This window comes from Dechloromonas denitrificans, from assembly GCF_001551835.1.
Taxonomy (GTDB): Bacteria; Pseudomonadota; Gammaproteobacteria; order Burkholderiales; family Rhodocyclaceae; genus Azonexus; species Azonexus denitrificans.
In genome coordinates, this window is record NZ_LODL01000040.1 from 112,336 (window position 1) to 135,485 (window position 23,150).

At 62.6% G+C, this 23,150-nt stretch carries 18 protein-coding genes; 7 read left to right on the top strand and 11 right to left on the bottom strand.

Annotation, left to right across the window (positions count from 1 at the left end):
• The coding region (locus AT959_RS19320; RefSeq protein ID WP_157651374.1) for a type VI secretion system Vgr family protein at positions 1 to 925 on the bottom strand (925 nt) is incomplete at its 3' end.
• Positions 926 to 1,083: 158 nt separating this feature from the next.
• On the bottom strand, positions 1,084 to 3,318 hold the full coding sequence (locus AT959_RS19325; protein WP_083518513.1) for a SulP family inorganic anion transporter: 2,235 nt from the start codon (positions 3,316 to 3,318) through the stop codon (positions 1,084 to 1,086).
• Between the two features lie 201 nt (positions 3,319 to 3,519).
• Here AT959_RS19325 and AT959_RS19330 point away from each other — a divergent pair, with 201 nt between their 5' ends.
• Complete coding sequence (locus AT959_RS19330; protein ID WP_066887520.1) at positions 3,520 to 6,165, top strand: cation-translocating P-type ATPase; 2,646 nt, start codon at positions 3,520 to 3,522, stop codon at positions 6,163 to 6,165.
• 13 nt (positions 6,166 to 6,178) lie between these two features.
• Here AT959_RS19330 and AT959_RS19335 read toward each other — a convergent pair whose 3' ends face one another.
• A complete protein-coding gene (locus AT959_RS19335; RefSeq protein ID WP_066887063.1) occupies positions 6,179 to 7,795 on the bottom strand; it encodes an esterase/lipase family protein in 1,617 nt (538 codons plus the stop codon).
• A 136-nt stretch (positions 7,796 to 7,931) separates the two neighbouring features.
• On the opposite strand from AT959_RS19335, the gene AT959_RS19340 reads away from it, so the two are divergent.
• The 5 genes from AT959_RS19340 (at position 7,932) to AT959_RS19360 (ending at position 12,297) form a co-directional block, all read left to right on the top strand.
• Entirely contained in the window at positions 7,932 to 8,570 is a 639-nt protein-coding gene (locus tag AT959_RS19340; RefSeq protein ID WP_066887523.1) for a DsbA family oxidoreductase, read from the top strand.
• A 129-nt stretch (positions 8,571 to 8,699) separates the two neighbouring features.
• Positions 8,700 to 9,845 carry a pyrroloquinoline quinone biosynthesis protein PqqE gene (pqqE, locus tag AT959_RS19345; RefSeq protein ID WP_066887066.1) on the top strand — a complete coding sequence of 382 codons (1,146 nt, stop codon included), beginning with the start codon at positions 8,700 to 8,702 and terminating at the stop codon, positions 9,843 to 9,845.
• Positions 9,846 to 9,951: 106 nt separating this feature from the next.
• Positions 9,952 to 10,458: a urate hydroxylase PuuD gene (locus tag AT959_RS19350; RefSeq protein ID WP_066887069.1), complete on the top strand. Its 507-nt coding sequence runs from the start codon at positions 9,952 to 9,954 to the stop codon at positions 10,456 to 10,458.
• Between the two features lie 4 nt (positions 10,459 to 10,462).
• A complete protein-coding gene (gene serC, locus AT959_RS19355) occupies positions 10,463 to 11,539 on the top strand; it encodes a 3-phosphoserine/phosphohydroxythreonine transaminase (RefSeq protein WP_066887072.1) in 1,077 nt (358 codons plus the stop codon).
• On the top strand, positions 11,536 to 12,297 hold the full coding sequence (locus tag AT959_RS19360; RefSeq protein WP_066887075.1) for a hypothetical protein: 762 nt from the start codon (positions 11,536 to 11,538) through the stop codon (positions 12,295 to 12,297). Before serC ends, AT959_RS19360 begins: the two co-directional genes overlap by 4 nt.
• Before the next feature lie 4 nt (positions 12,298 to 12,301).
• Here AT959_RS19360 and AT959_RS19365 read toward each other — a convergent pair whose 3' ends face one another.
• The 7 genes from AT959_RS19365 to AT959_RS19385 form a co-directional block, all read right to left on the bottom strand.
• On the bottom strand, positions 12,302 to 13,003 hold the full coding sequence (locus AT959_RS19365; protein ID WP_066887078.1) for a Crp/Fnr family transcriptional regulator: 702 nt from the start codon (positions 13,001 to 13,003) through the stop codon (positions 12,302 to 12,304).
• 137 nt (positions 13,004 to 13,140) lie between these two features.
• A complete protein-coding gene (locus AT959_RS19370; RefSeq protein ID WP_066887081.1) occupies positions 13,141 to 14,130 on the bottom strand; it encodes a DUF6976 family protein in 990 nt (329 codons plus the stop codon).
• A 15-nt stretch (positions 14,131 to 14,145) separates the two neighbouring features.
• Complete coding sequence (locus AT959_RS19375) at positions 14,146 to 14,835, bottom strand: hypothetical protein (protein ID WP_066887084.1); 690 nt, start codon at positions 14,833 to 14,835, stop codon at positions 14,146 to 14,148.
• Between the two features lie 370 nt (positions 14,836 to 15,205).
• Entirely contained in the window at positions 15,206 to 15,853 is a 648-nt protein-coding gene (locus AT959_RS21325) for a hypothetical protein (protein WP_157651368.1), read from the bottom strand.
• A gap of 147 nt (positions 15,854 to 16,000) precedes the next feature.
• Positions 16,001 to 16,243 (bottom strand): hypothetical protein, encoded by a 243-nt coding sequence (locus AT959_RS20740; RefSeq protein ID WP_083518514.1) that lies wholly within the window; start codon positions 16,241 to 16,243, stop codon positions 16,001 to 16,003.
• A 164-nt stretch (positions 16,244 to 16,407) separates the two neighbouring features.
• Positions 16,408 to 16,734 carry a hypothetical protein gene (locus AT959_RS19380; protein WP_066887087.1) on the bottom strand — a complete coding sequence of 109 codons (327 nt, stop codon included), beginning with the start codon at positions 16,732 to 16,734 and terminating at the stop codon, positions 16,408 to 16,410.
• A gap of 472 nt (positions 16,735 to 17,206) precedes the next feature.
• The gene (locus tag AT959_RS19385) at positions 17,207 to 17,881 is read right to left on the bottom strand and encodes a hypothetical protein (RefSeq protein ID WP_066887090.1); all 675 of its coding nucleotides are present in this window, start codon (positions 17,879 to 17,881) and stop codon (positions 17,207 to 17,209) included.
• Between the two features lie 385 nt (positions 17,882 to 18,266).
• On the opposite strand from AT959_RS19385, the gene AT959_RS19390 reads away from it, so the two are divergent.
• On the top strand, positions 18,267 to 20,954 hold the full coding sequence (locus AT959_RS19390) for a helix-turn-helix transcriptional regulator (protein ID WP_066887093.1): 2,688 nt from the start codon (positions 18,267 to 18,269) through the stop codon (positions 20,952 to 20,954).
• A gap of 157 nt (positions 20,955 to 21,111) precedes the next feature.
• On the opposite strand, the gene AT959_RS19395 is transcribed toward AT959_RS19390, so the two are convergent.
• Positions 21,112 to 23,148 (bottom strand): bacteriohemerythrin, encoded by a 2,037-nt coding sequence (locus tag AT959_RS19395; protein WP_083518515.1) that lies wholly within the window; start codon positions 23,146 to 23,148, stop codon positions 21,112 to 21,114.
• Between the last annotated feature and the right edge of the window lie 2 nt (positions 23,149 to 23,150).

A 23,150-nucleotide genomic window follows, 5' to 3' on the forward strand; every position in this document is an offset into this window, starting at 1 on the left:
TCTGGTAGCGCGCTTCGAGCGACTCCATGGCCAATCGACCGTAACGCTCGGCTTCACTGGCGTTGGCGAAAGCGTAGAGGCCGGCATCGTCGTAGGACTCCAGGCGCGGGGCGCGTTCGCTGGCGAAGGCCAGCGCCGTCGGCACGCTGGCCGCGACGCTGCGCTTGGCCTTGTAGTCGTAGGAAATGAAGGTACTGAGCGCGCTCAGCAGGCGGCGATGTTCGCCAAAGGCGAGGACGACGTCCTGGTCTTCCTGCGAGTCGGCCCGGTGGTAGCGGATACCCTGGCCGCCATTGGCCGATTGGGAAAGCACGTCTTCCGGAAAGCTGCGGCTGTCGGCAAAGATCACGACCCGGTGGGCGCCGGGGGCATCCTGGTCGGCCTCGATCCGCCAGCCGAGGCCTTCTTCGGCCAGCAGGCGGGCGATAAACTGGAAATCGCTTTCGCCATACTGGACGCAATAGCTGCGCGGCCGGCTGTCGGCCAGAAAGTTGCCGACTTCGTCGGCCCAATGCCAGGCGGCGACATCGGCGTAGTCGGCAAAAACCGCATCGACGATCTGTTGCAGCGTCTTTTCCTGAAAGACCCGGTTGTGCCGGCTGCGCGAGAGCAGCCAGAGCCAGGGCACGATGGTCAGTCGGTAACGGCTGAAACCGCCATCGCTGCCCAGCTTGAGGGCGGCACGGACATAGCCGCTGCGCGGCAAGGCGCTGCCGTCGGAGAGACGGGTCTGCAGGCTGAGGGCACGGCCGAGAAAACGCTTGAGTTCGATATGGGCGTCGTTGGACAGCAGATCTAGGCAGTATTCAAAGCCGCCCGACAGACTTTCCTTGCCCCACCATGCTTCGACGGCCAGCGCCGGTCCCGCTTCGTCGCGCCACGTCAGATCGTATAAACGCGTCTCGGAAGTGAAAAGCTGGAACATGGCGCCTCGCATGCGGATAAGAGGGGGCAACGGAGTGGTCGCTGCGTGCTGCAAAAATAATCCGATAGCATACTTCAGGCGTCGTTTCGTGACAATGACGTTGTTCTATTTGCTGGTTGTGTAACCCCTGTCGGCAGTGCTGGACCGGAAAGCGCGGCTCAGTATTCCTGCAACATCGTCAGTTCGGTGTCGGCGTGGCGTAGGCGGATGGCCAGCGTGCGGGCGATGGCGGTGATCAGGCTGAAGGCGAGTTTCTTGTGCTCTTCGGCAAGCAGGTCGAACTGCTCGCGCGACAAGACATAGACCTCGGTTTCGGTTAGTGCCACCGCGTCGTTGCCGCGTGGCCGATTGTCGAGAAAGGCCAGGCCGCCGAAGAAGTCGCCGCGGCTGAAGCTGGCAATATGCCGGCTTCGGCCGGCGCCGAGCGGCGCAAAAATGCGCACCGTACCGCGCCGGATCCAGAAAATTTCATCGCCCGCTGCGCCTTGCGCATAAATGGTCTCGCCGGCTCGATAGGTGCGCTGCTCCATTCGGGTTTCGAGATCCTTCAGGGTTTCATCCTTGCGGTGGCTGAACAGATCCATTTCCTGCAGTTCGATCGGCGTTTCGGTTTCGGCAGGGGCCTGTACTTCGCCGAGGATGTGGTCTTCGACCCATTCGATGGCGGCATCGAGTTCGGGGAAAACGCGGACCACACTGTCATCGCTGGCATTGACGACCCCGGTCTGTTCGAGGAACTCGCGCAGGTTGCGGCCATTCGGCAGCTTTTCGCGGACACCGGAGAAGAGCAGCATGGCGCCACGCTCCTGCAGCGTCTGACGCACGTTGTGCAGCAAATGGGCGGCCGTCACATCGACGGACTGGACCCGTTTCAGGTCGAGGATCACGTAGTTGCGTTTGCCGAGTTCTGGTTCCAGCTCGCTATACAGTTGTTGCGTGGTGCCGAAGAACAGGCTGCCTTGCAGTTCGAAGATCACTGCCTGGTTGCCTTTCTGCTCGATGATGCGCATCTCGGCTTCCGGCCGGTACCAGGTTGAGGACATCTGGTTGGCGTACACCTTGTGGCGTACCACCGAGCCGCCGATCTGCTCGCGGACGAAGAGGATGATGGCCATCGCGACACCGACCGCCGAGGCGGCGATCAGGCCGATGGTCAGCGCGACGACAACGACGGCAAGGACGACCGCGAAATCGAAGACGGTGGCGCGTGATTCGATGAAGCGCAGCGGTTCGCGGTCGAGCATGCGGATGCCGATGACGATCAGGATGCCGGCCAGGGTGGCGACCGGTAGCCAGGCCAGGAAAGAGCCGAAGATCAGCGCCGCGATCAGCGAAAGTACTCCTTCCATGACGCCGGAAACCCGGGTCTGGGCGCCACTGTTCAGGTTGACCAGCGAAGCCCCCATCGTGCCGGCGCCGGGCGTGCCGCCGACGGCGGCCGAGCTGATGTTGGCGATGCCCTGGGCGACCAGTTCGCGGTTCGAGTCGTGCTGTGTCCGGGTCAGTTGGTCGATGACGACGCAGGTTTTGAGGGTGTCGATCGAGAGCAGGGCGGCGAGGGTCAGCGCGCTGCCGAACAGGCTGGCTATCTGGCTCAGGTGCAGATCGCCGATGTCGTGCCAGCGTTCGGTGATGGCTGCGAAATAGCCGTCGCGGGCAGCCCCGAGCGGACCGATGACCAGTGGGTTGCCGGTGATTTCCCAGAGCTTCGGCTCCTGGATGGCCAGCGCGAAATAGGTCAGCAGGCCGGCGACAATGCCGAGGATGGTACCGGGCACTTTCTTGGTGATTTTGGGGGCGGCGACGGCGACGATGACCGTTGCCGTACCGATGGCCAGGGCGCGCCAGTCCCAGCTCCACGGGGCGAGCAAGGCTTCCCACCAGCGTGTGCCGACGGCAGCGCCGACGAATTTCGGGATCTGGCTACCGATGATGATCAGGCCGACCCCGGACAGATAGCCGCTGACCACCGGGTAGGGGATGTACTTGATCAGCCGGCCGACGCCGATGAAGCCGAGCAGCAATTGCACGATGCCGGCCAGCACGCCGAGCAGCACCAGCAGCAGAACGATGGTATTGGGATCGATGCCCTGGCCGACCAGTTCGATGGCGAAGGCCGAGAGCACGGCGGCGGCCGGGGCGCAGGGGGCGCTGATCAGGCGGTCGGTACCGCCCAGCGTCGAGGCGACCAGACCGATCACCGTCGCCCCGATGATGCCGGCCAGGGCGCCGATGGCTGCGTAGCTCGGGGCAATGGCGGCGTAGATGGTGACACCAAAGGCGATCGAGGCGGGCAACGCAACCAGCATGGCGGCCAGCGCCCCCCAGAAGTCGCCGGGGACCTGCTTGTTGCCGAGCAAGGGTTTTCGACCGGCCGGGGGGGAGCTTTGCATCACGATGTCACCTGTTGTTTGAAGCCCGAAGCGCGGGGCGTATTTTGCGGGACGCACAGATGAGGAAATCTTAAACCCTTTGCCGGATGGGGAGTTGGCGAAGTGCATGGCTTATGCCTTTCGGCTGCCGGCAAAGCTGCTATCTTTAAGTGATGGCCCGAGCCGGGCCGACAGGGCCAAATGATGATCCAGCATCCTGCTTTGAATATCAGCCAGCTGACGCCGGAGGCGGCGCTGGCCAGTCTGGGCAGTGGCCCAGACGGGTTGAGTGCGAGCGAAGCCCGGCGCCGGCTGGGCGAATTCGGTGCCAACCAGGTGGCGCCGGTTGCCACCGAGCCGCTCTGGCGAATGCTGGGGCGGGAATTCAGCCACTTTTTTGCACTCGTCCTGTGGGTGGCGGCCGGCCTGGCCTTTTTTGCCGCCTACGCCGAACCGGGGCAGGGCATGCTTGAACTGGGGCTGGCGATTGTCGGCGTCATCATCGTGAACGGCGGCTTTTCCTTCTGGCAGGCCTATCGAGCCGAGCAGGCGCTGGCCGCCTTGCAGAAGCTGCTGCCGCAGCAGGTCGATGTGCGGCGCGACGGAGCGACCCTGGCAGTGCCGGCGGCGGCCCTGGTGCCGGGCGATCTGGTGCAGCTGGTCGAAGGCAGCAAGGTGCCGGCCGATTGCCGGGTCATCGAAAGCTGGGCGTTGCGCGTCAATCTGGCGACCTTGACCGGCGAATCCTATGCCCGTTCGATCTCGGCCGAGGCGAAACATAGCGATGATCCGATGTCGGCCCACAACCTGCTCTTTGCCGGGACACTGATCATCTCCGGAGAATGCAGCGCCCTGGTCTACGCTACCGGCATGCGTACCGAGTTCGGCCACATTGCCCACCTGACGCAAACGGCCGGCGACACCGAGTCGCCGCTGCAAAAGGAAATCGCCCGGGTTTCGCATCTGGTTGCCCTGTTGGCACTCGGCCTCGGGGTGGTCTTTTTCGTCATCGGCCAGTGGGTCGGGCTGCCGTTCTGGGCCAATTTCATTTTCTCGATCGGCATCATCGTCGCCAATGTGCCGGAAGGTCTGTTGCCGACCGTGACGCTGGCGCTCGCCCTGGCCGCCCAGCGCATGGCGAAGCGCAACGCTCTGGTCCGCCATCTGCCGGCGGTTGAAACGCTGGGCAGCGCGACGGTGATCCTGACCGACAAGACCGGTACGCTGACCCAGAACCGGATGACCGTGCGCGAATTGTTCGTTGCCGGCCGGCATCACCTGGCCGCCGAGCGCTGGCCGCGGGCCGACGATTTGCGGCTGCGCGCGGTGGCCCGCTTCTGCCACAGCCTGAAATTCCATGACGGCGAGCCGGCCGGCGACCCGATGGAAATTGCCCTCTGGCAGTTTGCCGGCGGGCTGCCGGAATTCGGCCGGCGGGCCGGGGAAATTCCCTTCGATACCGCACGGCGCCGGATGTCGGTGATCTGGCGCGAGCCGGATGGCAGCGGCGATCTCTATTGCAAGGGCGCCCCGGAGGTGATTTTCCCGCGGTGTACCGACTGGCTGGACGGCGATGCGACGCGGCCGTTCGATGCGGCGGCGCTGAAGGTGTTCCAGGCGGCGCATGAGGATCTGGCCGACCGCGGCTTTCGAGTGCTGGCGCTGGCCTGGAAGACCCTGGCCGGCCCCGGTGAGAGCGCTGAGGACGGGCTGCGGCTGTGCGGCCTGGTCGGCCTTGAGGATCCGCCGCGGCCGGATGTCCATGAAGCCGTCCGGCGCTGTCACGAGGCCGGTATCCGGGTCTTCATGGTAACCGGCGATCATCCGCACACGGCGGTAGCCTTGGCCCGCGAGGTCGAACTGGTGCGTTCGGTGGCGCCGCGCGTGCTGAGCGGGGACGAACTCGGGAAAATGAGTCCGGCCAGCCTGCAACTGGCGCTCGATGCACCGGAGATGGTTTTTGCCCGGGTCAGTGCCGAGCAGAAAATGCTGATTACCCAGGCCTTGCAACTGAAGGGCGAAATCGTCGCCGTCACCGGTGACGGGGTCAACGATGCACCAGCCCTGAAAACTGCCGACATCGGCATCGCGATGGGCCTGTCAGGGACCGACGTGGCGCGGGAGGCAGCCGATATCGTGCTGCTCGACGACCATTTCGCCACCATCGTCAATGCCATCGAGGAGGGGCGGGCGGTCTTCGAGAACATCCGCAAGTTCCTGACCTACATCCTGACTTCGAATATTCCCGAGCTGGTGCCTTACCTGATCTCGGTACTTTTCCGCATTCCGCTGCCGCTGACCATCATCCAGATCCTCGCCGTCGATCTCGGTACCGATATGTTGCCGGCCCTGGCGCTGGGCGCCGAGCGTCCGCATGCCGAAGTGATGAGCCGGCCGCCGCGGCCCCGCCAGGAGCGCTTGCTTTCCTGGCCGCTGCTGGCCCGTGCCTACCTCTTCCTCGGGCCACTCGAGGCGGCCATTGCCATGAGCTGTTTCTTCTTCGTGCTGAACGGCTTGGGCTGGACCTACGGTACGTCGCTGGCCGCCACCGATCCGCACTATCTGCAGGCGACCTCGGCCTGTCTGCTCGGCATCGTGCTGGCCCAGGTCGCCAATGTCTTCGTCTGCCGCCACCCGCTGTTACCGACCTGGTACTTCCCCTTGCTGCAGAACCGCTTGTTGCTCGCCGGCGTGCTGGCCGAAATCCTGTTGCTGCTGGCCATCCTGTACACGCCCTGGGGCAATGCGCTGTTCGGCACGGCACCGTTGGGCCAGGATGTCTGGCTGCTCGGTGCCGGCCTGGCGGCGCTTTTTGCCTTGCTCGAAGAAGGCCGCAAGTGGCTGCTGCGCCGCGCCGCCGTCCCCTGACGGCGGGCCCGGCTCAGTTGCCGGCGGCCTCCTTGTTCCACAGCGAGACGATGAAACGCAGTTGCCCCTGCATGCCGGGCGAACCGCTGCTGCCGAACGGAACGCAGACCTCCATCCGGCTGTCGCCGAGCAGTTTAGCGTCGATCGCGGTATCGGCCTTACTGACCCCGCTGCCCTGCCAGGCGTATTTGACTTGCCAGGCATCGCCCTCGGCTTTTGGCGGGACCATTTCGAGAATGATCGAATCGCGGAACAGGTAGCCGCCCTCGTAATGCTCATTGACCCATAGCCGGCGGTCGACCTCGTAATCCGGCACGCGTACGCCGAGCGTCATGCTGTAGGCCAGCGAACGGCGGCGCGGATTGACCCGGGCCCGGTTGGCGAGAAAGACGCTGGACAGGTAGAGCGCCTGGCGTTGCGCCGGCGCCTGCATCCACTCCTCGTGCGATAGGCAGGCCACCGAGTCTTCCTCTGCCGTGCGCCGGGTCAAATACCAAAGTTTGCCGCGCGGCGAAGCGAGAATCTCGAACTGATACAGCGCGCTGACCTTGCGCCCGGCCAGCACCTCGTCCTGTACCGGCTTGGGCAGGCGGATCTGCTCGACATCGACCCACAGGTCGACGCGGATATCGCCGAACAGGAAGCGCGTCAGGTTCTGGAAAGCCTCCTCGCTATTGACGATGCCCAAGAAGCCGGAGTGGGCGCGGTAGGCGAAGGCCTTGGCGCAACTGTCGCCGGCACTCCCCTTGTTTTTGCCGCTGCGCCGCCAGCCATGCAACGCTGCATTCTCGATGCGGACCAAGCCGTCGCTGCCGTGGCCGGCAAAGGTGCGCGACATGCCGAGGGCGGCTTCGTAATCCATCCGGTTCGAGCCGACCATGCAGAACACCCGCTCTGACGGGAAACTGTCTTCCGGCAACCAGTCCACCCGGCCGGTCGCCTTGAAGGCGTCCTTGATGTTCAGGTACTCGGCCATGTAGTCGCGGTTGAAGTTCTTCATGTCGTTCATATCCAGCCATTTCGGGATATTGACGCCGACCATTTCGATGCCGTTGTGCGGCGTGGCGTAGGTGAACAGCTTGTCGACATGTTTGACCGCGGCACGAAACTCGGCGGCCGGGTTCTGCAGCAGGGCGCGGCAGACCAGGCCGCCCATCGAGTGAGCGACCAGGTGGCAGCGGAAATCGTCTTCACCGATGCCGTTCGCTGGGTTCTTGCAGACCAGTTCGCGGACCCGCAGGATGAGCAGGCGCAACTTGTCGGCAAATTGGCTGATGTTCGGCGTCTGGCCGATGCCGAGCAGGCGCGAGGCTTCGTCGTAATAGCGGAAGATGATGATGGCGCGGCTCGGCACCTTGTTGTCCGGGTCGGCTTCCCATTCCGGGTCGAGGATGTCGTAGCCTTCCTCGTAGACATCCTGGTAGCCGAAGTCGGAGGCCAGCCGGATGACCGGCGACTCGAAGATGAATTTGCGCGGCTGGCGCTCTTTTTCTGGAACGGCGCGGTAAACGGTCGAACCGAGGTTAAAACCGCAGAACGGGTCAGCGGTGGTTTCGTCGATTTCGCCCGGCGTCATCGCATAACCGCGGACATAGATGATCGGGTGGAACGGAGCGTTCTTGTTGGCCATGTCATCCTCCAGTCGTTGTCGGGCGGCTGCCCATGACGTAGTTATATGGGGCAGGCCGCGATGCGCAAGGTCTTTGTCATGCCGGCTGGCCCGCTCCGCTCGGCAGCATCCGGCCGGCGCCTGTATCATCAAGCTCATGCTGACCATCGACATCGTCTCCGACATCGTTTGCCCGTGGTGCTTCATCGGCCTGCGCCGGCTCGACCTGGCCATTGCCGAAGTACGCCGGGAAATGCCCGACTTCACCTGCCGCAAGTGCTGGCTGCCTTTCTTCCTGAATCCGCAGACGCCGCCGGAAGGCGAGCCCTACCTGCCGTTTCTCGAACAGAAGTTCGGCGGCCGGGCGCCGGTCGAGGCGCTGTTCGAACGGGTGCGGGCCGCCGGCCGCCCCTACGGCATCGACTACGCCTTCGAGAAAATCCCGCTCCGGGCCAATACCCTGGCTGCGCATCGGCTGATCCACTGGGCCCAGCAGCGCGGCGATGCCGAGCCGCTGGTCGAACGCCTGTTCGTCGCCCAGTTCCAGCGTGGCGAGCATGTCGGCGATCAAGGCTTGCTCGCGACGCTGGCCGGCGAATGCGGCTACCCGGCCGAGGAGGTCGCGGCCTACCTGGCCTCCAGTCAGGACGTCGCTGAAGTGCGGGCGATGGAGGCACAGATTCGGGCCATGGGCATTTCGATGGTGCCGACCTTCATCGTCGGCGGCCAGCGCATTGTGGTCGGCGCCGAAGATCCGTCGGTGCTGGCCAGCGCCATCCGGCAGACCTTGGCCTGAGGTCGGCCGGGGGGCGGCCGGCGGCTGCCTCGTGAAATTCGCTAGCCTTTCTTCCGGTTTTTCCCGTCGCGCCGCCGCTGGCGTCGGCCAACAATGGCTCATCGCATTGTTGTCGCTGAAAGGAATTCCATGCCCAAGGAAGAAACCGGCCTCAGTCTCGATGGTCAGGGCAAGCCGCTCTGGGTTTCGCTGGAACTGACCTATCGTTGCCCGCTGAAATGCTCGTGGTGCAACAACCCACTCGATTTTGAGGATTACGGTTCGCGCGAGCTGACGACCGAGGAATGGAAGCAGGCGCTGCGCGAAGTGCGCGAACTGGGCGCCCTGCAGCTCGGCTTCACCGGCGGCGAACCGCTGTTGCGCGAGGATCTGGAAGAGCTGGTCGCCTATGCCGACAGCCTCGGCTTCTACACCAACCTGATCACCTCCGGCATCGGTCTCACCGAAGAGCGCCTGCTCGCCCTCAAGGCAGCCGGCCTCAAGCATGTGCAGTTGTCGCTGCAGGCTACCAAGGGCGAACTGACCGATGCGCTGGTCGGCGCCCGGGCGCATGCGCTGAAGCTGGAGGCGGCCCGCCTGATCAAGGCGCACAACTTCCCGATGGTGCTCAACGTGCCGATCTTCCGGCAGAACATCGGCGAGGTCGATGCGATGATCGAATGGGCGGTGGCGCTCGGCATCGAATACATCGAATTCGCCAACATCCAGTATTACAACTGGGCCTTGATGAACCGCGACGAACTGATGCCGAGCCTGGAGCAGATCAAGGCGGCGGAAGCGGTGGTCAATGCCTGGCGCGCCAAGCTCGGCAACACGATGACCATCTACTTCGTGATTCCCGACTACTACGAAGGTCGACCGAAGGCCTGCATGAACGGCTGGGGCGCCATTCATCTGACGCTGGCGCCGGATGGCGTGGCCATGCCCTGTCAGGAAGCGCGGGTGATTCCCGGGCTGGAGTTCATCTCGGTACGCGACCAGCCGCTCGGCTGGATCTGGCACGAATCGCCGCTCTTCCGCAAATATCGCGGTCTCGACTGGCTACCCGAGCCGTGCAGTTCCTGCTCCGAAAAGGAAAAGGATTTCGGCGGCTGCCGCTGTCAGGCGCTGCTGCTGACCGGCGACGCCGGCAATACCGACCCGGCCTGCAGCCGCTCGCCGCTGCATGGCGTGGTCAGGGATGCGGTGGCGGTCAGCGAGAAGCCTCTGCGTTTTAGAAAGCCGCTGGTCAAGCGCTCGGCCGGAGCGGTGTCCACGGCCTTCATGGAGGCCTGAGCGAGGTGCGCCATCCCTACGACAGCGCCGCCGGCACCATCGCCCTCGGCCTCGCCCTGACCGTGGCCCTTGTCCTCCTCGTCCGCCAACTGGCCGGCTGAACGGCATGGATCACGCGCTGTTCGATCTGCTCGCCCGCTGGCTGCACCTGATCGCCGGCATCATCTGGGTCGGTCACAACTACGCCAGCGTCGTCCAGCGTCCGCGCTGGCAGCCGCTGGCGGCGAGCGACCTGAGCGAAGCGGGCGGCCCGCGCCTGCAGGCGGTAATCAACCGGGAGCACGGCACCTTTCGTTGGGCCTCGGTCGTCGCCTGGGGGGCCGGCATGTTCATGCTCTGGCAGCGCGGCTGGCTGCCCGGTGCCCTGACCTTGCAAGGCGGCCTGGCGCCGATCGGCATGGGAGCCTGGCTCGGCACCATCATGCTGCTCAACCTGTGGTTCGTACTCTGGCCGCACCAGCAAAAGGTGCTCGGCCTGAAACCGGCCAGCGTTGAGGAAAGACTGCGCTGTTCGCGCATCACCCATCTGTCGTCGCGCACCAACACCATGCTCTCGGTGCCGCTGCTTTTCTTCATGGCCGCCGGCAGCCACGGCGGCGCCCTGTTCGGTTAGGGCGATGGCCTGGAACTTCGCGGCCGGCCCGGCCCGCCTGCCCGATGCCGTGCTGGCCCAGGCCGGAGCCTTGTTCCGGCGGAGTGACGACGGTGCCTGCACTATCGAGCGGCCGTTCAGCGGTCCGCGTTTTCGCGCCGTGCTGGCCAACGCCCGGCAGCGCCTGGCTGAACTGCTCGATCTGCCGAGCAATTACCGCATCCTCTTCATGGCCGGCGGCGCCATGCAGCAGTTCGCGCTGCTGCCGATGAACCTGGCTCGGGCCGGGCAGGCGGTCGCCTATGCCGATTCCGGCTACTGGTCACGGCGGGCGCGGCAGGAGGCTGGCTGGTCGGGGCCGCTCATCGAAGCCGCCCGCCATCCCGGCGCCACCGCCCTGACCGCGCCGGTAGCCGGAAAGTGGGCCTTGCCGGCCGATTGCGCTTACTGCCACATCACGCCAAACGAAACAGCGGATGGCATCGCTTACCCGGCCTTGCCCGACACCGGGGCGGTGCCGCTGGTCGCCGATTGCACCTCGGCGCTGCTGCTGGCGCCGCTTGCCGTCGAGAAATTTGGCCTGATCTACGCCAGCGCCCAGAAAAACATCGGCCCAGCCGGCCTGTGTGTCGTTATCGTCCGCGAGGATCTGCTCGAACGCTCGCCGGTGGCGCTGCCGGCCGTTTTTTCCTACCGCCAGCAGGCGGAGGCGGGGAGTTGCGTCAATACGCCGCCAATGCTGGCCCTCGAAATGGCGGCGCTGGTTTTCGAATGGATCGCCGGGCAGGGCGGCCTGCCTGCAATGGCGGCGGCAAACCAGAAGAAGGCGGCGCTGCTCTATGGCGCCATCGATGGCAGCCGGGGCTTTTATCAGGCGCCGGTCGAGGCGGTCCACCGCTCGCCGGTCAATGTCCGTTTCCAGCTGGCGGCTGATGCGCTGACCGAGCGTTTCATCGAACAAGCCGCGGCGGCCGGCCTGCAGCATCTGCGCGGTCACCCGCAGGTCGGTGGCTTGCGGGCCAGCCTCTATAACGCCATGCCGCTGGCCGGTGTGGCCGCGCTGGTCGACTTCATGGCCGATTTCGCCAGGCGTCACGGGTGAGCCGTCGCCGCTTACCCTGGCTGGCCCGCCCGGGGCTGGCCGGCGGTATCGACAAGGACGGCAGCCGGGCCGGCGAGTTGCTGGCCGTGGGGTTCGGCAGCGTCGAGTTCGGTTCGGTGATGCCGGGCGGGCTGGCAGATGTCGCCGAGCGTCTGGCCACGTGGCGCGGCACCAGCCGCTGTGCGCTCGGCGCCGGCCTCGGCCTGCCGCAGGCATGGCCGGCCGAAGACTTGGCGATGGCCTGGCTGGCCGGGCTGGAAGCCTTGGCGGACAGCGTCGACTATCTGTCTTTCAACCTGAGCGCGGCGGCCAATCGCCGCTTTCTGCTGGCCGAACACCGGGTGCGGCTGGCCGATGCCTGCCGGCGCCTGGCCTGGCGGCGTAACGTGCTGGCCGCAGAGCACGGCCGCTACCTGCCGCTGGCGCTCAAATTGCCGCTGGGTGGGTCGGACGAGCCCTTGCCGATGGCTGCCCTGATCGGTGCGGCGGCCGGTTTCGATCAATTGATCGTGGTGCTGCCGGAAGACAACGGGCGTTTTGCCCGTTTGGCGGCGTTGACCGCCGCACTCGGCCAGCGGCCGGCCGTGGTCGCCGTCGGCGGCATTCGCAGCGCGGCCGAGGTGGCTGCGGCGCGCCAGGCCGGCGCGGCCGGCGTGCAGGTGCATCGGCTATTCGTCGAGCAGGGGGCGGATTGCCTGGCGATGCTGGGGGAAGCAAAAATGCCGATTCAGGGCCGTCGACCGCCGGACTCTTGCTGACTACCTAGCCGCAACAGGCCTGGGCGCGCAGTGCCGCGACATTCGGGATGCCGATCTGGCGGCCGTTGATGGCGATCACGCCGAGCCCCTGCAACTCGCCGAGCAGGCGGGAGAAGTGTTCCTGGGTCAGGTTCAGTTGCGAGGCGATGACGCCCTTGGCGGTCGGCAGGGTCATGTGGATATCGCTGTCGCCGGCCTCGTCCTCGGGCACCGTGCGCAGCAGGTAGCCGGCAATGCGCTGGCGGCCGGAATGCAGCGAAAAGGCTTCGACTTCGCTCATCAACTGGTGGGTGCGGCTGGAGACGTTGGCCAGCATCCTTTGCGTCAGCCGCCGGTTGCGCGGCAGTTCGTCGAGCACCACCGTCTTGGCGACATGCAGCAGCCGCGTTTCAGTCAGTGCCTCGGCCGAGACGGTGTAAGGCTGCTCGGCAAAAATGGCGTCCTCGCCGCAACTGTCACCCATGCCGAGAATTTCGCAGATTTTCTCGTTGCCCTGCGGCGAGATGAAATAGCGCTTGATCTGACCATAGAGCACGACATGCAGGCCACAACAGCTTTCGCCCTTGCAGTAGAGGATTTCACCCTTCTTCAGATGGATTTCGCGCGTACCGCGACTGAGGCGGGCGATGGCCGTTTCATCCAGCCCGCTGAAGAGCGGGGTCTGGCCGAGACGCGCGGCGATGCCGATGGGGAGATTGCCATGCATGGATCAACGATCGGTGGATTCCGGAGGCGCCGATGCTGACATCCGAATATTACGGCGGCAATAATCCTTTCGGTCTAGCCAAAGGACTAGGCACTCGGCCGCCCCTGGCCTCGGGGGCGGCCGGGCCAGGCGGCGGTCTATTCGCTGACGCTGAGGTAAACCAGGGTCTGGTTCAGCAACTGGTAGCCGATTTCGCCAAAAGTCATCGGGCCGATGACCTGGCCGGTCCGTTTGCCTTCCAGTTCCGAATACAGGTAGTTCAGGATGCAGTTGCAGGAGAAGCTGATTTCCGTCGCCAGCGGCGGCAGCGCCGCCTTGAATTCGGCCAGGTAGTCGCTGACCGGCGCTGCGATGCGGTATTCGAGGCCGGGAAATACCGGGGCATAGAACTCGACGCGCTGGGTGGCTGGGTCGATGTGCTTGATGCTGACATTGATCATCGCCCCGCTGTAATCAGCGACCAGCGGCAGGCGGCGGTCGATGCCGTGCTCGACCAGGTAGTCGGCCAGGTTGCCCGGCTTGCCGTTGATCTGGCAGGCCCCGGCGCTGAAGCCGGTGTCGAAGAAGGTGATGCTGCTGCCGGTGCCCGGGCGGAATAGATTGACGATGTCGATCTGGGCGAACTTCTCCGGCGGCAGCGCAACGTCCATGACCACCGCGTGCTGCGCCGAGAACTCGCCGCTGCTCCCGAGCACGACCTTGGGTTCGAGCTGGCCGAGGGCGTCGAGATGGACGCCGGCGACCCAGCCGATCAGCGGCTTCAGGTACATCTCTTCATAGTTCGGCGCATTGCGGGCAAAACTGGCGTGGATCGTGCTGAAGGCGGGCAGGATCAGCACGCTGTAGCCGTTTTCCGGGGCATTGCGACAGATTTGCGGCAGCGTCGCGGCGTCGTAGAAACGCATTTGCGGCGGGGTCGAAAAACCGGTGATTTCGCTGACGAAGACCTGCTCGCAACTGCTCGTGCCGCCGTCGGCGCCCATGAAGTAGGGAATCGTGCCGCCGATCCAGTTGCCGAGCGGCAACTGGCGCAGCGCCGCTTCATCGCCGGCGATGCTGAGGTAGTGGCCGCTGGCGATCAGTTCGGCGGCGTGGGCGATCGGCATCAAGGACTGGGGTGGTTTCATGCGGACTCCTGCGGCTCAAAGGCGGGCGAGTTGGGCCAGTTCGTGGCCGAGCAGTTTCTCGTGGCGGACGAAGTAGCGCTGCATCTCATGGGTCTTGAGAAGGCGCACCTCGCCGTCGGTGATGAGGGAAAACTGCTCGCGCAGTTTGGTCAGCAGCAATTTCAGGCTGAGCACGCGGATCTCGATATTGATCGTACCATCGAGCAATCGTTCCCAGACCGGGTCGCTGGCCTCCGGCACGCCGCTGCCGGCCGGTTCGGCGCTGGCCATGCGGCGCCCGGAGAGGTTGGTCTTGCCGTTGTCAAGGCTGTGCTTGAATTTCCAGAGTTCGGCGACCGGAATATCAAGCAGCGAACAGATCGCCTGGAAAGTGATGCCTTCCATGAACATGCCGGCAATCTGCCGGGCCAGGGCGCGACTGAAGGGCTGCTTCGCCTCGCCCAGCCATTGCAGGCCGGGCTGATCGTCAGCGCCGGGCGGCAAGGCATGGACCAGGCAGCGGGCATTGCCGATGTTGATATGGCGCCAGACCTGCTCGTTGCCCTGGCCGACTTCGCTGCGGGCGCCAAAGAACCAGCTGCTGCGGACGCTTTCGCGGGCGACCCAGAGGTCGATCTGGCCCTTGCCGAGGTCGTTGCGCATGCGCACGATCTGCCAGGGGGCGTGAATTTCCAGGGCCTGGCGCAGCACTTCCTCAGGCTTCATTGTTGCTCTCCATAATGCTCCCGGCCTTGAATGATTGGTTCGAATGACGGAAATGCAGCAAGGAGCGTGCTATGCGGCCGGCGCCCGTGGTTACGCCGTTGTCCTCGGCAGGACTGTAAAAAAACGGAACGATTGCTGCGAATGGGAGCAGCGGCCGCTCTGTTCGGCGAGTCCGGCGGTCGACCGCTGGAAAATGGCGAAAACTGGCTGGCTGTGAGGGGCTGTTTGCGACCCCAAGCGGACGTTGAAAGCATGAGAAAGCAGACGCTCAACGTAGAAGAGAGGGGCGCTGATTGACTAGGCCAGAAGAAAGTACCCCGCTTGCACCGCGCCCCTCGCAGCTGCTGGGTTAAGCATTAGGCGTTCAATCTCAGAATAAGCCTGCAAAGTACTTGGACGTATTGTCTCGAATCTCTATACCACGACCATTAACATCCTTAATGTTCTTCAATGTGCGTTCTCGCAGAACGATACCGTCTTCATTGAGTTCGCGTATCTTGGTTGCCGTGCCATTTCGAACGTCAATGGCTTTAGCATTGGCTGTCCGAATAGCTTGATTAAATTCAGCGGTAATTTGTTTGACACTCTTGATAGCTTCTGGATGGTTCCTCGGAGCGCAGCTTAGTTCAACAACTATCGCAGTCCCGCTAACAATAACGGTAGCAGCGACCACAGTCGGAACGACGAGCGGGCTTAAAAGTGTTCCGGCTACATAGCCACCCGCGCCTGTCAGAATGTAGCCACCACTGCTATGCGCAACGAACTGCAAGCCCGTTGCTTGAAGCAAAGCCGCCGCACCAACTCCAGCGCCTCCAGTTCCCGCAGAAATTTGATTTACAGCTGCGCTTTGGCTGGGAGCATAGGAGCACACCACGTCTGCGGTTGTGTCAGCATATGACATTAATGTTGCGAGTGTGAGTGCCGCCGCGACAAGCAGTCGTGTGATGTTCACTTGGGTACCTTTTTGATGAAATTTATTGGCCGAAAAGTGCCCTTTAAATTGTACGAGCGCATTCAATCCGTTTGGCTATTCTCCGATTCTGGCCAGCTGCCGCCAGCTACCGAATCTCATAAGTCGACATCCGACCAAATGCTGGCGTAGCCTGCTTGGAAAGCGGACTCTACTAAATTCCCCGTGGCACTGTTTATGGGGGGGGCACCTCAATTATTGCTTCGCCCATAGGTTGCCATTTACACCGCAGTTGCGCTCTATCGCTGCCATTGTTTCATCAGCCGAATATTCCTTGTTGCGGTAGGCGTCCACTGCGGCTTGAACATAAGCACGACAATTTGATGGCAGTCCGGTTGATTCCCCAAATGTTGGCTTGGAGTTCGGGTCGCATGCCGAGAGGAAGAAAACGGCACCTAATAAACCAACAGTACGTACAATTTTTCTAAGCACAATCATTCGATTCTCCAAGCGCCCAGCGTTCAAAGTCACCGGCCTTGCGCAGTTTTTCGCGCGAGGTCCGGTGCATTGGAGGGGTGGGCATCGGGGGCATTCCGTTACATATGCTTAGATGGCGCATGCTGGTATGGGCTGCCCGCCCAGTCGTTTAGCCAAGAGTTGCATCACTTTTTGAAGCGTCCTTTTTCGCACCAGTACTTAACCTTAATCGAGCCAGGGGAAACGGTGTTGCTTCGATAGTCACGGTAGTGCGGCTGACTTAACGTAAACAACTCCAGTGCAAACTCACAGTTCGCAAGGTTGTATTTGGCGTTATCTTCGACACTCTTGAGCGGAGTGGCATCAAAGGTTGCGACGTGAATTCGAAGTGACTCATCGTGCTTTTGCATAGGTATGTCAATGCCGGTGCGGTACAAAGTGTATTCAGCGCTGTCTGCTATTACACAAGAGGTAATGAATCCGAGAGACAAAATTGCTATCAGTTTCCGCATAGTGTTCCTCCTCATGGCTAACGTAGAACTGACCGGCACTGCGCGGCTTTATCGCGCAGCGTCCAGCGACCGAAGGGAGCGAGGTCGAGCGCCGGGTTGGGCTGCACTTTCTTCACCACAACCACCTATCGGTTGGCAACCTTGCTGTGTGGCGCCAAACAAAACGTGCAGTAGTTGTAAGCACGACTGCTACCAATAGCCAAAGGCCAACTAAACCTGCGGTTCCCGCAAGAGCAAATGCGCCCTCAATCACCCACGCCAAACGCCCCTTGAATGGCGGAGCCGAGGGCATTAACCATTCATTGACGGCGGCACCCATTGCGAAAAGGGCGAGCCCCGCAAGTAGGCGGACAAACCAACGTGTTTCTTGCGCACCTGTACGTAGGAGGATGGGTTTCATGATGCCCAACGTTTGAATTGAGCGGCCTGCGCGGCTTTTCGCGCAGGTCCGCTCGAATGATGGGGTGGGCATCTATTGCGCATAGACACGGTTTTCAATCTCCGCGCCAAACCACTTACCAAAACCTTCGACTACCGCGATTGCGGCAAGAAGCTGCTTCTCGGTAACGTGCAGAGTTGGCGGGATGAACCAGGCTCTTTCGCCTTCCTCTGCGTCCGCAAAGAGAGCTGCCTCCCTTTCATCAACGAAGAACGGATGCGGCAATTTCTTTAGGTCCGCATCGGCGTAGTTTGTTCTGATGCTGGTAATCGACGGCGGGTGCTCAAACCGATTGCGCGCAAGAACGACCTCTTCAAGAAGCTGAAGGTTCTCTGGGCAAGCTTCAAAGTTGATTGCGAAGCGCTGAGAGTAGTGAGTTCTGTAGCCGGGAAACCAGCCAATTTTCTTGAATGATTTCTTCAGCGCTTCGTCAACCGGGACGCGACTCTCGCTCACCCATGACCCAAGGTAGAGATGCAGGGCCGCAGCGAGCATTGAAACGCACGAGTACGCGAGGACGTGAAGAGATTCATCGGCTTCTATCCACTCGCTCAGGAAGGCCGGCTCGGCATCCTCGCTGTACGGCGGAACAAATGGTTCCTCCTCGGCCTCAATCTTTCGTTTGCGCTCCACGTATGGCGCAGATGCCGTGTCGTAGAGCTGCCGAATGAACTCTAGCCGGCGGTTGAAGAAGTACGAAACGTCCATGGCCTGTGCCTAAGATGCCCAACATTTATTCAACGGCCCCACCGGTCCGCATATTGATAATCGTAAAACATGGAAATTCAAAGTAACTGCTTGATTCATTGTGGGTGGTATCCGGCAGACTGTCAGCATATGCAATGATAGTACGGGCCGACGGGCGTTTGGTATGCCGAAAGCAAGAACGTTTTGGCGAATGGCAGCTATGGAAAAAAACTCGACAGGCCGCTCCTGGCCGGAAGTACCAATTCAGCCATACCTCCGTCGCTGGCTATAAATTACACCAGCATGCCGTGGGGCCAAGCACCTAATCGGTCTTGGCGTTTGCTGGCGTGAGGGGTATGGTTTGAGAAACCCTCGGAGTCCCATCGCGGAAAGAGAATTCCAGACCATGACTTCGGTAGCCAGCAACCCTGCAACAACTTATTCTGAAATCGTCCTCCGGACGACGCCGCCGCGGGCGTCCAGAAATCAGCTGGCGCGGCCGCGCCTGAGCCTTTCGGATGAGCGCTTCCGCGATCGTCCGGTCATCGTCGTCCAGACTCCCCCGGGATTTGGCAAGACTTCCCTGCTGGGGCAATGGCGGCGGGAGTGTCTGGCTCGGGGAGCGGCGGTGGCCTGGATAACCGCCGACGCGAACGACGATCTGCAGAGCTTTCTGCACTGCTTGGTACAGGCGGTCCGCTGCGGTTGCGGCCGACCCCATTTCGGCAACCAGCTGGAAACCCTGGGCGCCAAACCCGGGGAACTTGAAGGGGTGACCGCCTGGCTGGCGGAAGTGGCGCAAACCTCACTGGACATCGTCCTGATTGTCGACGAGGCCGAGCGCCTCTCACCGGGTAATGTCGCCGCGCTCACCTATCTCCTGCACAACGTTACGCCCAATCTGCAGGTGGTGATCGGCTCCCGCAGCGGCTTCGACACCGCCGTTGCCGATCTGGTGGATTATGGCCATGCCGTGCTTCTGGGGGCGGAGGACTTGCGTTTCCGACTGGATGAATCGGCCTCCCTGATCCGCGCCCGTTTCGGTGACAAGGTAAATGCGGATCTGGCGGCCTGTCTGCACGAACAATCCGAGGGCTGGCCCCTGGGGCTCCAGATTTTGATGACGGCGGTCGAGAAGGGGAGCGACTTGCGGATCAGGCTGCTCCCCACGGCCGGCTTGGAAGGGAGCGGGAGCGAACATTTCGTCGGCAGTTTGCTGGCCAACCTGGCGCCCGAGGATGTCGACTTCCTGGTGCGCATTTCCTGTCTCGACCTGGTCCATCCTGACCTTTGTTGCAAGCTCATGGATTCGGCGGCAGCCAAGGATCGCCTGGAGCACCTTATTCGCGATACACCGGTTTTCGTAGTGAGCGACGACAGCGAGTGGGTACGCCTGCACAACCTGATCCGGGAAGTGTTGCAGCACAGACTGAGCAGCTTTTCTGCCGAGGATCGGACCGAACTTCATCGTCGCGCCATGGGCTGGCTGGCCGATCACGGCATGATCCAGGAGGCGGCGCGCCATGCCCTTGAGGCGGGACAGAATGAAGTCGCCTACGACCTGGCCGAGCAATGTCTTTATGAAGCCATGGCACAGGGCCATCAGGAGACCGTGCTGCGCTGGCTCGACGTGCTGCCGGAGACTGAGCTGAAAAGACGCGCCAGGTTGCGCCTGGCCGTCGCTTGGGCTTTGGCGTTGAGCGAACGTCACACCGAAGCTGAATTGCTGATTCAGGATCTTCTGGAGACGCCGGATGCCGACAGTTCATTGCGTTACGAATGTGCGCTGATCGCCAGCGGAGCTGCCTATTACGCTGACGATCCGGATCGCTGCACCGAACTCTTCCAGCCTTGGGTGGCTGCTCAACCACTTCCCCGGGCGCTGCCGCTGCAGCAGATGCATGCCAATCGCCTGGCGATTCTGGCCACCCTGAACGGCGATCCGGCCGGCGCCCGACGCATCATCCAGGCCGTACCCCAGGGGGACTTCGGCAAGGAATATCGCTATGGGAGCCGTTTGGGGGCTTTCATCATCGGCTTCAGCTACCTTTGGGAAGGGCAGGTGGTCCTCGGTGAACAGGTCTTGCGTCCGGCGCTGGTCAGTGCCGATGCCGATTTGGGAAGGCGCCATCCCTTGAGTTGCATGCTCGCCGCCCTGCTGGCAGCGACGGTATTGGAACGGGATCTGGTGGATGAGTCGGCCGAATTGCTGGCCAACCGCCTGGATGTTCTTGAGCGGGCCGGCACGCCGGATACCGTACTCCTGGGCTACCGGACGGCGGCCAGGATCGCGGCGGCCAAGGGGATAGAGCATCGGGCTCTGGACCTGCTGGAGATGATGTATACCATCGGCACTTCCCGAGGCCTGCCCAGGCTTTGCGTGGCGAGTTTGGGAGAACAGGCCCGGATGCATGCCTTCCGCTTTCATTCGGAAACCTGCCGGGTCGTCGTTCAGCGTATCGACGAGATCATTGCTTACCATGCCGGCATCCAAGGCCGTCTCTGGCGTCGCTCGATAGAGCTTATCCAGCGTCTCGCCCATGCCCATGCCTTGATTGCCAACCAGGACTGGCCGGCGGCGGCCCTGGCGCTGGAAACGTCTCAGGAACTGGTCGAAATGACCAGGCAGGAGCGTTGGCGCATCGAAATCATGGCCCTGCGCGCCTTCGTCATGGAACGTGCCGGCCAGAACGGCCGCTCACTACTCCTCGAAGCCATGAATTTGGCACAGACCTTCGGCCTGGTGCGGACCTTCGTCGACGCGCCCCCGGGCCTTGCCGATTTGGTCAGCCGCGCGGGGAACGAGGCGGGGGGGCATAAGCAGACTCCTACGGCAGAGGCGGCCCGTCCCGTTCCACCACGGGGGACGGCACCGTGGGTTGTGCCCAGCATGGTGCTGACCACGAAGGAGCGTCAGGTGCTGGAGCTCCTCGCCCGCCATCTCTCCAACAAGGAAATCGCCCAGGCCATGGAAGTGGGCGAAGAAACCGTCAAGTGGCACCTCAAGAACCTGTTCGGCAAGCTCGATGCGGGCACCCGCAAGCACGCCGTGCGCCGGGCCCAGCTCCTCGGGCTGCTCGAAGGAATGCAATGATCGCCTGGCAAACGGCAGGCCGGTGCCCGTGCTTACGCCATTGTCCGGTGGCGGGCTGTCAAAAAATGGAACGGTTGCTGCGAATGGGAGCAGCGAGCGGTCTGTTCGGCGAGTCCGGCGGTCGACCGCTGAAAAACGGCAAAAACCGCTCGGAGGCTCAGGCCGCTTCCTGGGCGGCGAGCGGCAGCCAGAGGCGGAAGCAACTGCCCTTGCCGGGCTGGCTGGCGACATCCATCCGGCCGTGGTGCTTCTTGACGATGATGTCGTAGGAAATCGACAGGCCGAGACCGGTCCCCTTGCCGATCGGCTTGGTGGTGAAGAAGGGATCGAAAATCTTGTGGCGGACTTCGTCCGTCATGCCTTGCCCGGTATCTTCCACCTCGAACCAGACATGGCCGTTTTCGGCACCGGAGCGGACGAAGATCTTGCCCTGCTGCGGAATAGCCTGAGCGGCATTGACCAGCAGGTTGAGGAAAACCTGGTTGATCTGGGCCGGAATGCAGTCGACGAGCGGAATGTCGCCGAATTGGCGGATCACCTCGGCCTTGTACTTCAGCTCGTTCCAGACGACGTTCAGCGTGCTTTCCATCGCCGCATTGAGGTCGGCCTGCTGGTGTTCGGCCTGGTCGACGTGCGAGAAGTCCTTCAGATCCTGAACGATCTTGCTGACCCGGCCCAGGCCTTCCTGCGATTCGGCGAGCAGCGAGGGCAGGTCTTCGCGCAGGAAATCGAGATCGGCCGTCTGGCGTGCCTGGGCGATGCTGGCCGGGTCACCGCCTTCGTAGGCGCTGATCACGGCCAGCAACTGGCCGACATAGGATTTCAGCGAACCGAGGTTGGAATTGACGAAGCCGACCGGGTTGTTGATTTCGTGGGCGACACCGGCGGCCAGCTGACCGATGGCGGCCATTTTTTCCGACTGCAGCAGTTGCTGCTGGGCTTCCTCGACCTTCGACAGCAACTGCTCCAGCTCCCGGCGGTCTTTTTCCAGGCTGGCATTGGCTTCGGCCAGTTGCGAGGTGCGCCGGTCGACCAGTTCTTCGAGTTGGTTCTGGTACTGCCGCAGATCGTCCTCGGCGCGATGGCGGTCGGTGACATCCTGCAGCGTTTCGATCGCACCGACCAGTTTGCCGTTGGCATCGCGCAGCGGCGCTGCGGTAAAGAACAGCCAGATGCCGTCGCTGCCCAGCTTGGGAAAAAAGGTTTCCGCCTCGAAGGCGCCGGCAATCGTTTTCGAACGTTGAAACATGCCGTGGTAGTAGGTCTCGAACTGCTCCTCCAGGCTGCCATTGACGATCAGGTCGGCCATCACCGGGCGCGGGCTGGGGTAGAAGATTTTCCACTGCAGATCGGTGCCGACCATTTCGCTGCTCGTCACGCCGCTGATCGCGGCACAGGCCCGGTTCCAGTGGGTGATGCGGTGGTTGGCATCGATCACGAAAGTCGGCACCGGGTCGCCATCGATGATCTGTTCGAGAAACAGCGCCATGTGCCGCTTGGTTGCTTCGCTGCGCTGGTGTTCGGATTCGAGCAGCTTTTTCTGGGTGATTTCGACCTGCAGCACGGCATTCTTCAGGCGTTCCTGCTCAAGCAACAGCGCGCTGTTGGTTGCGCTCAGTTCCTGGGTCCGCTGGGCGACCTGGCTTTCCAGGTTGGCGTTGAGTTTCTGCAGGCTGTCGTTGCGGCTGGCGATCAGCCGGTAGAGAGACTTCATCGCATCCAGCAGGCTGGAGGTGGTCGGGTCGGCGGCGCGTTTTTTCTCTTCAAGATAGACCATTTCAGCCGATTCGCCAGCGCGAATCCGCTGTACCTGGCGGGCCATCGACTGGTCCACGCCGAGAATGTGATGGGCCAGCCAACTGGTCAGGAAGCGCAACAGGTCTTCGGTGCCGACGCCATCGCTGGAAAATTCGCGCATTCTGACCACCTGCTGGGCAAAGTCGCGATGAATGGCGACGTGCTCGGCAATATGGCGGGGGTCGCATTTCGTCTCGGCCATCAGGCGTTCTTCATGGCCGAAATGGACCACGGCGTACTGGACCAGTTGGGCAAGGATCTGGTTGACCTCGGTTGCCGGCGTCTTGCTCGAGACCTTTTCGACGACCAGGTTGATGATGCGCACCAATTCCTGGTGTTCCGTGTCCACGATGGCTTCGCCGGTCATGTAACGCTGGTCCCAGATGAATGCATCCATGC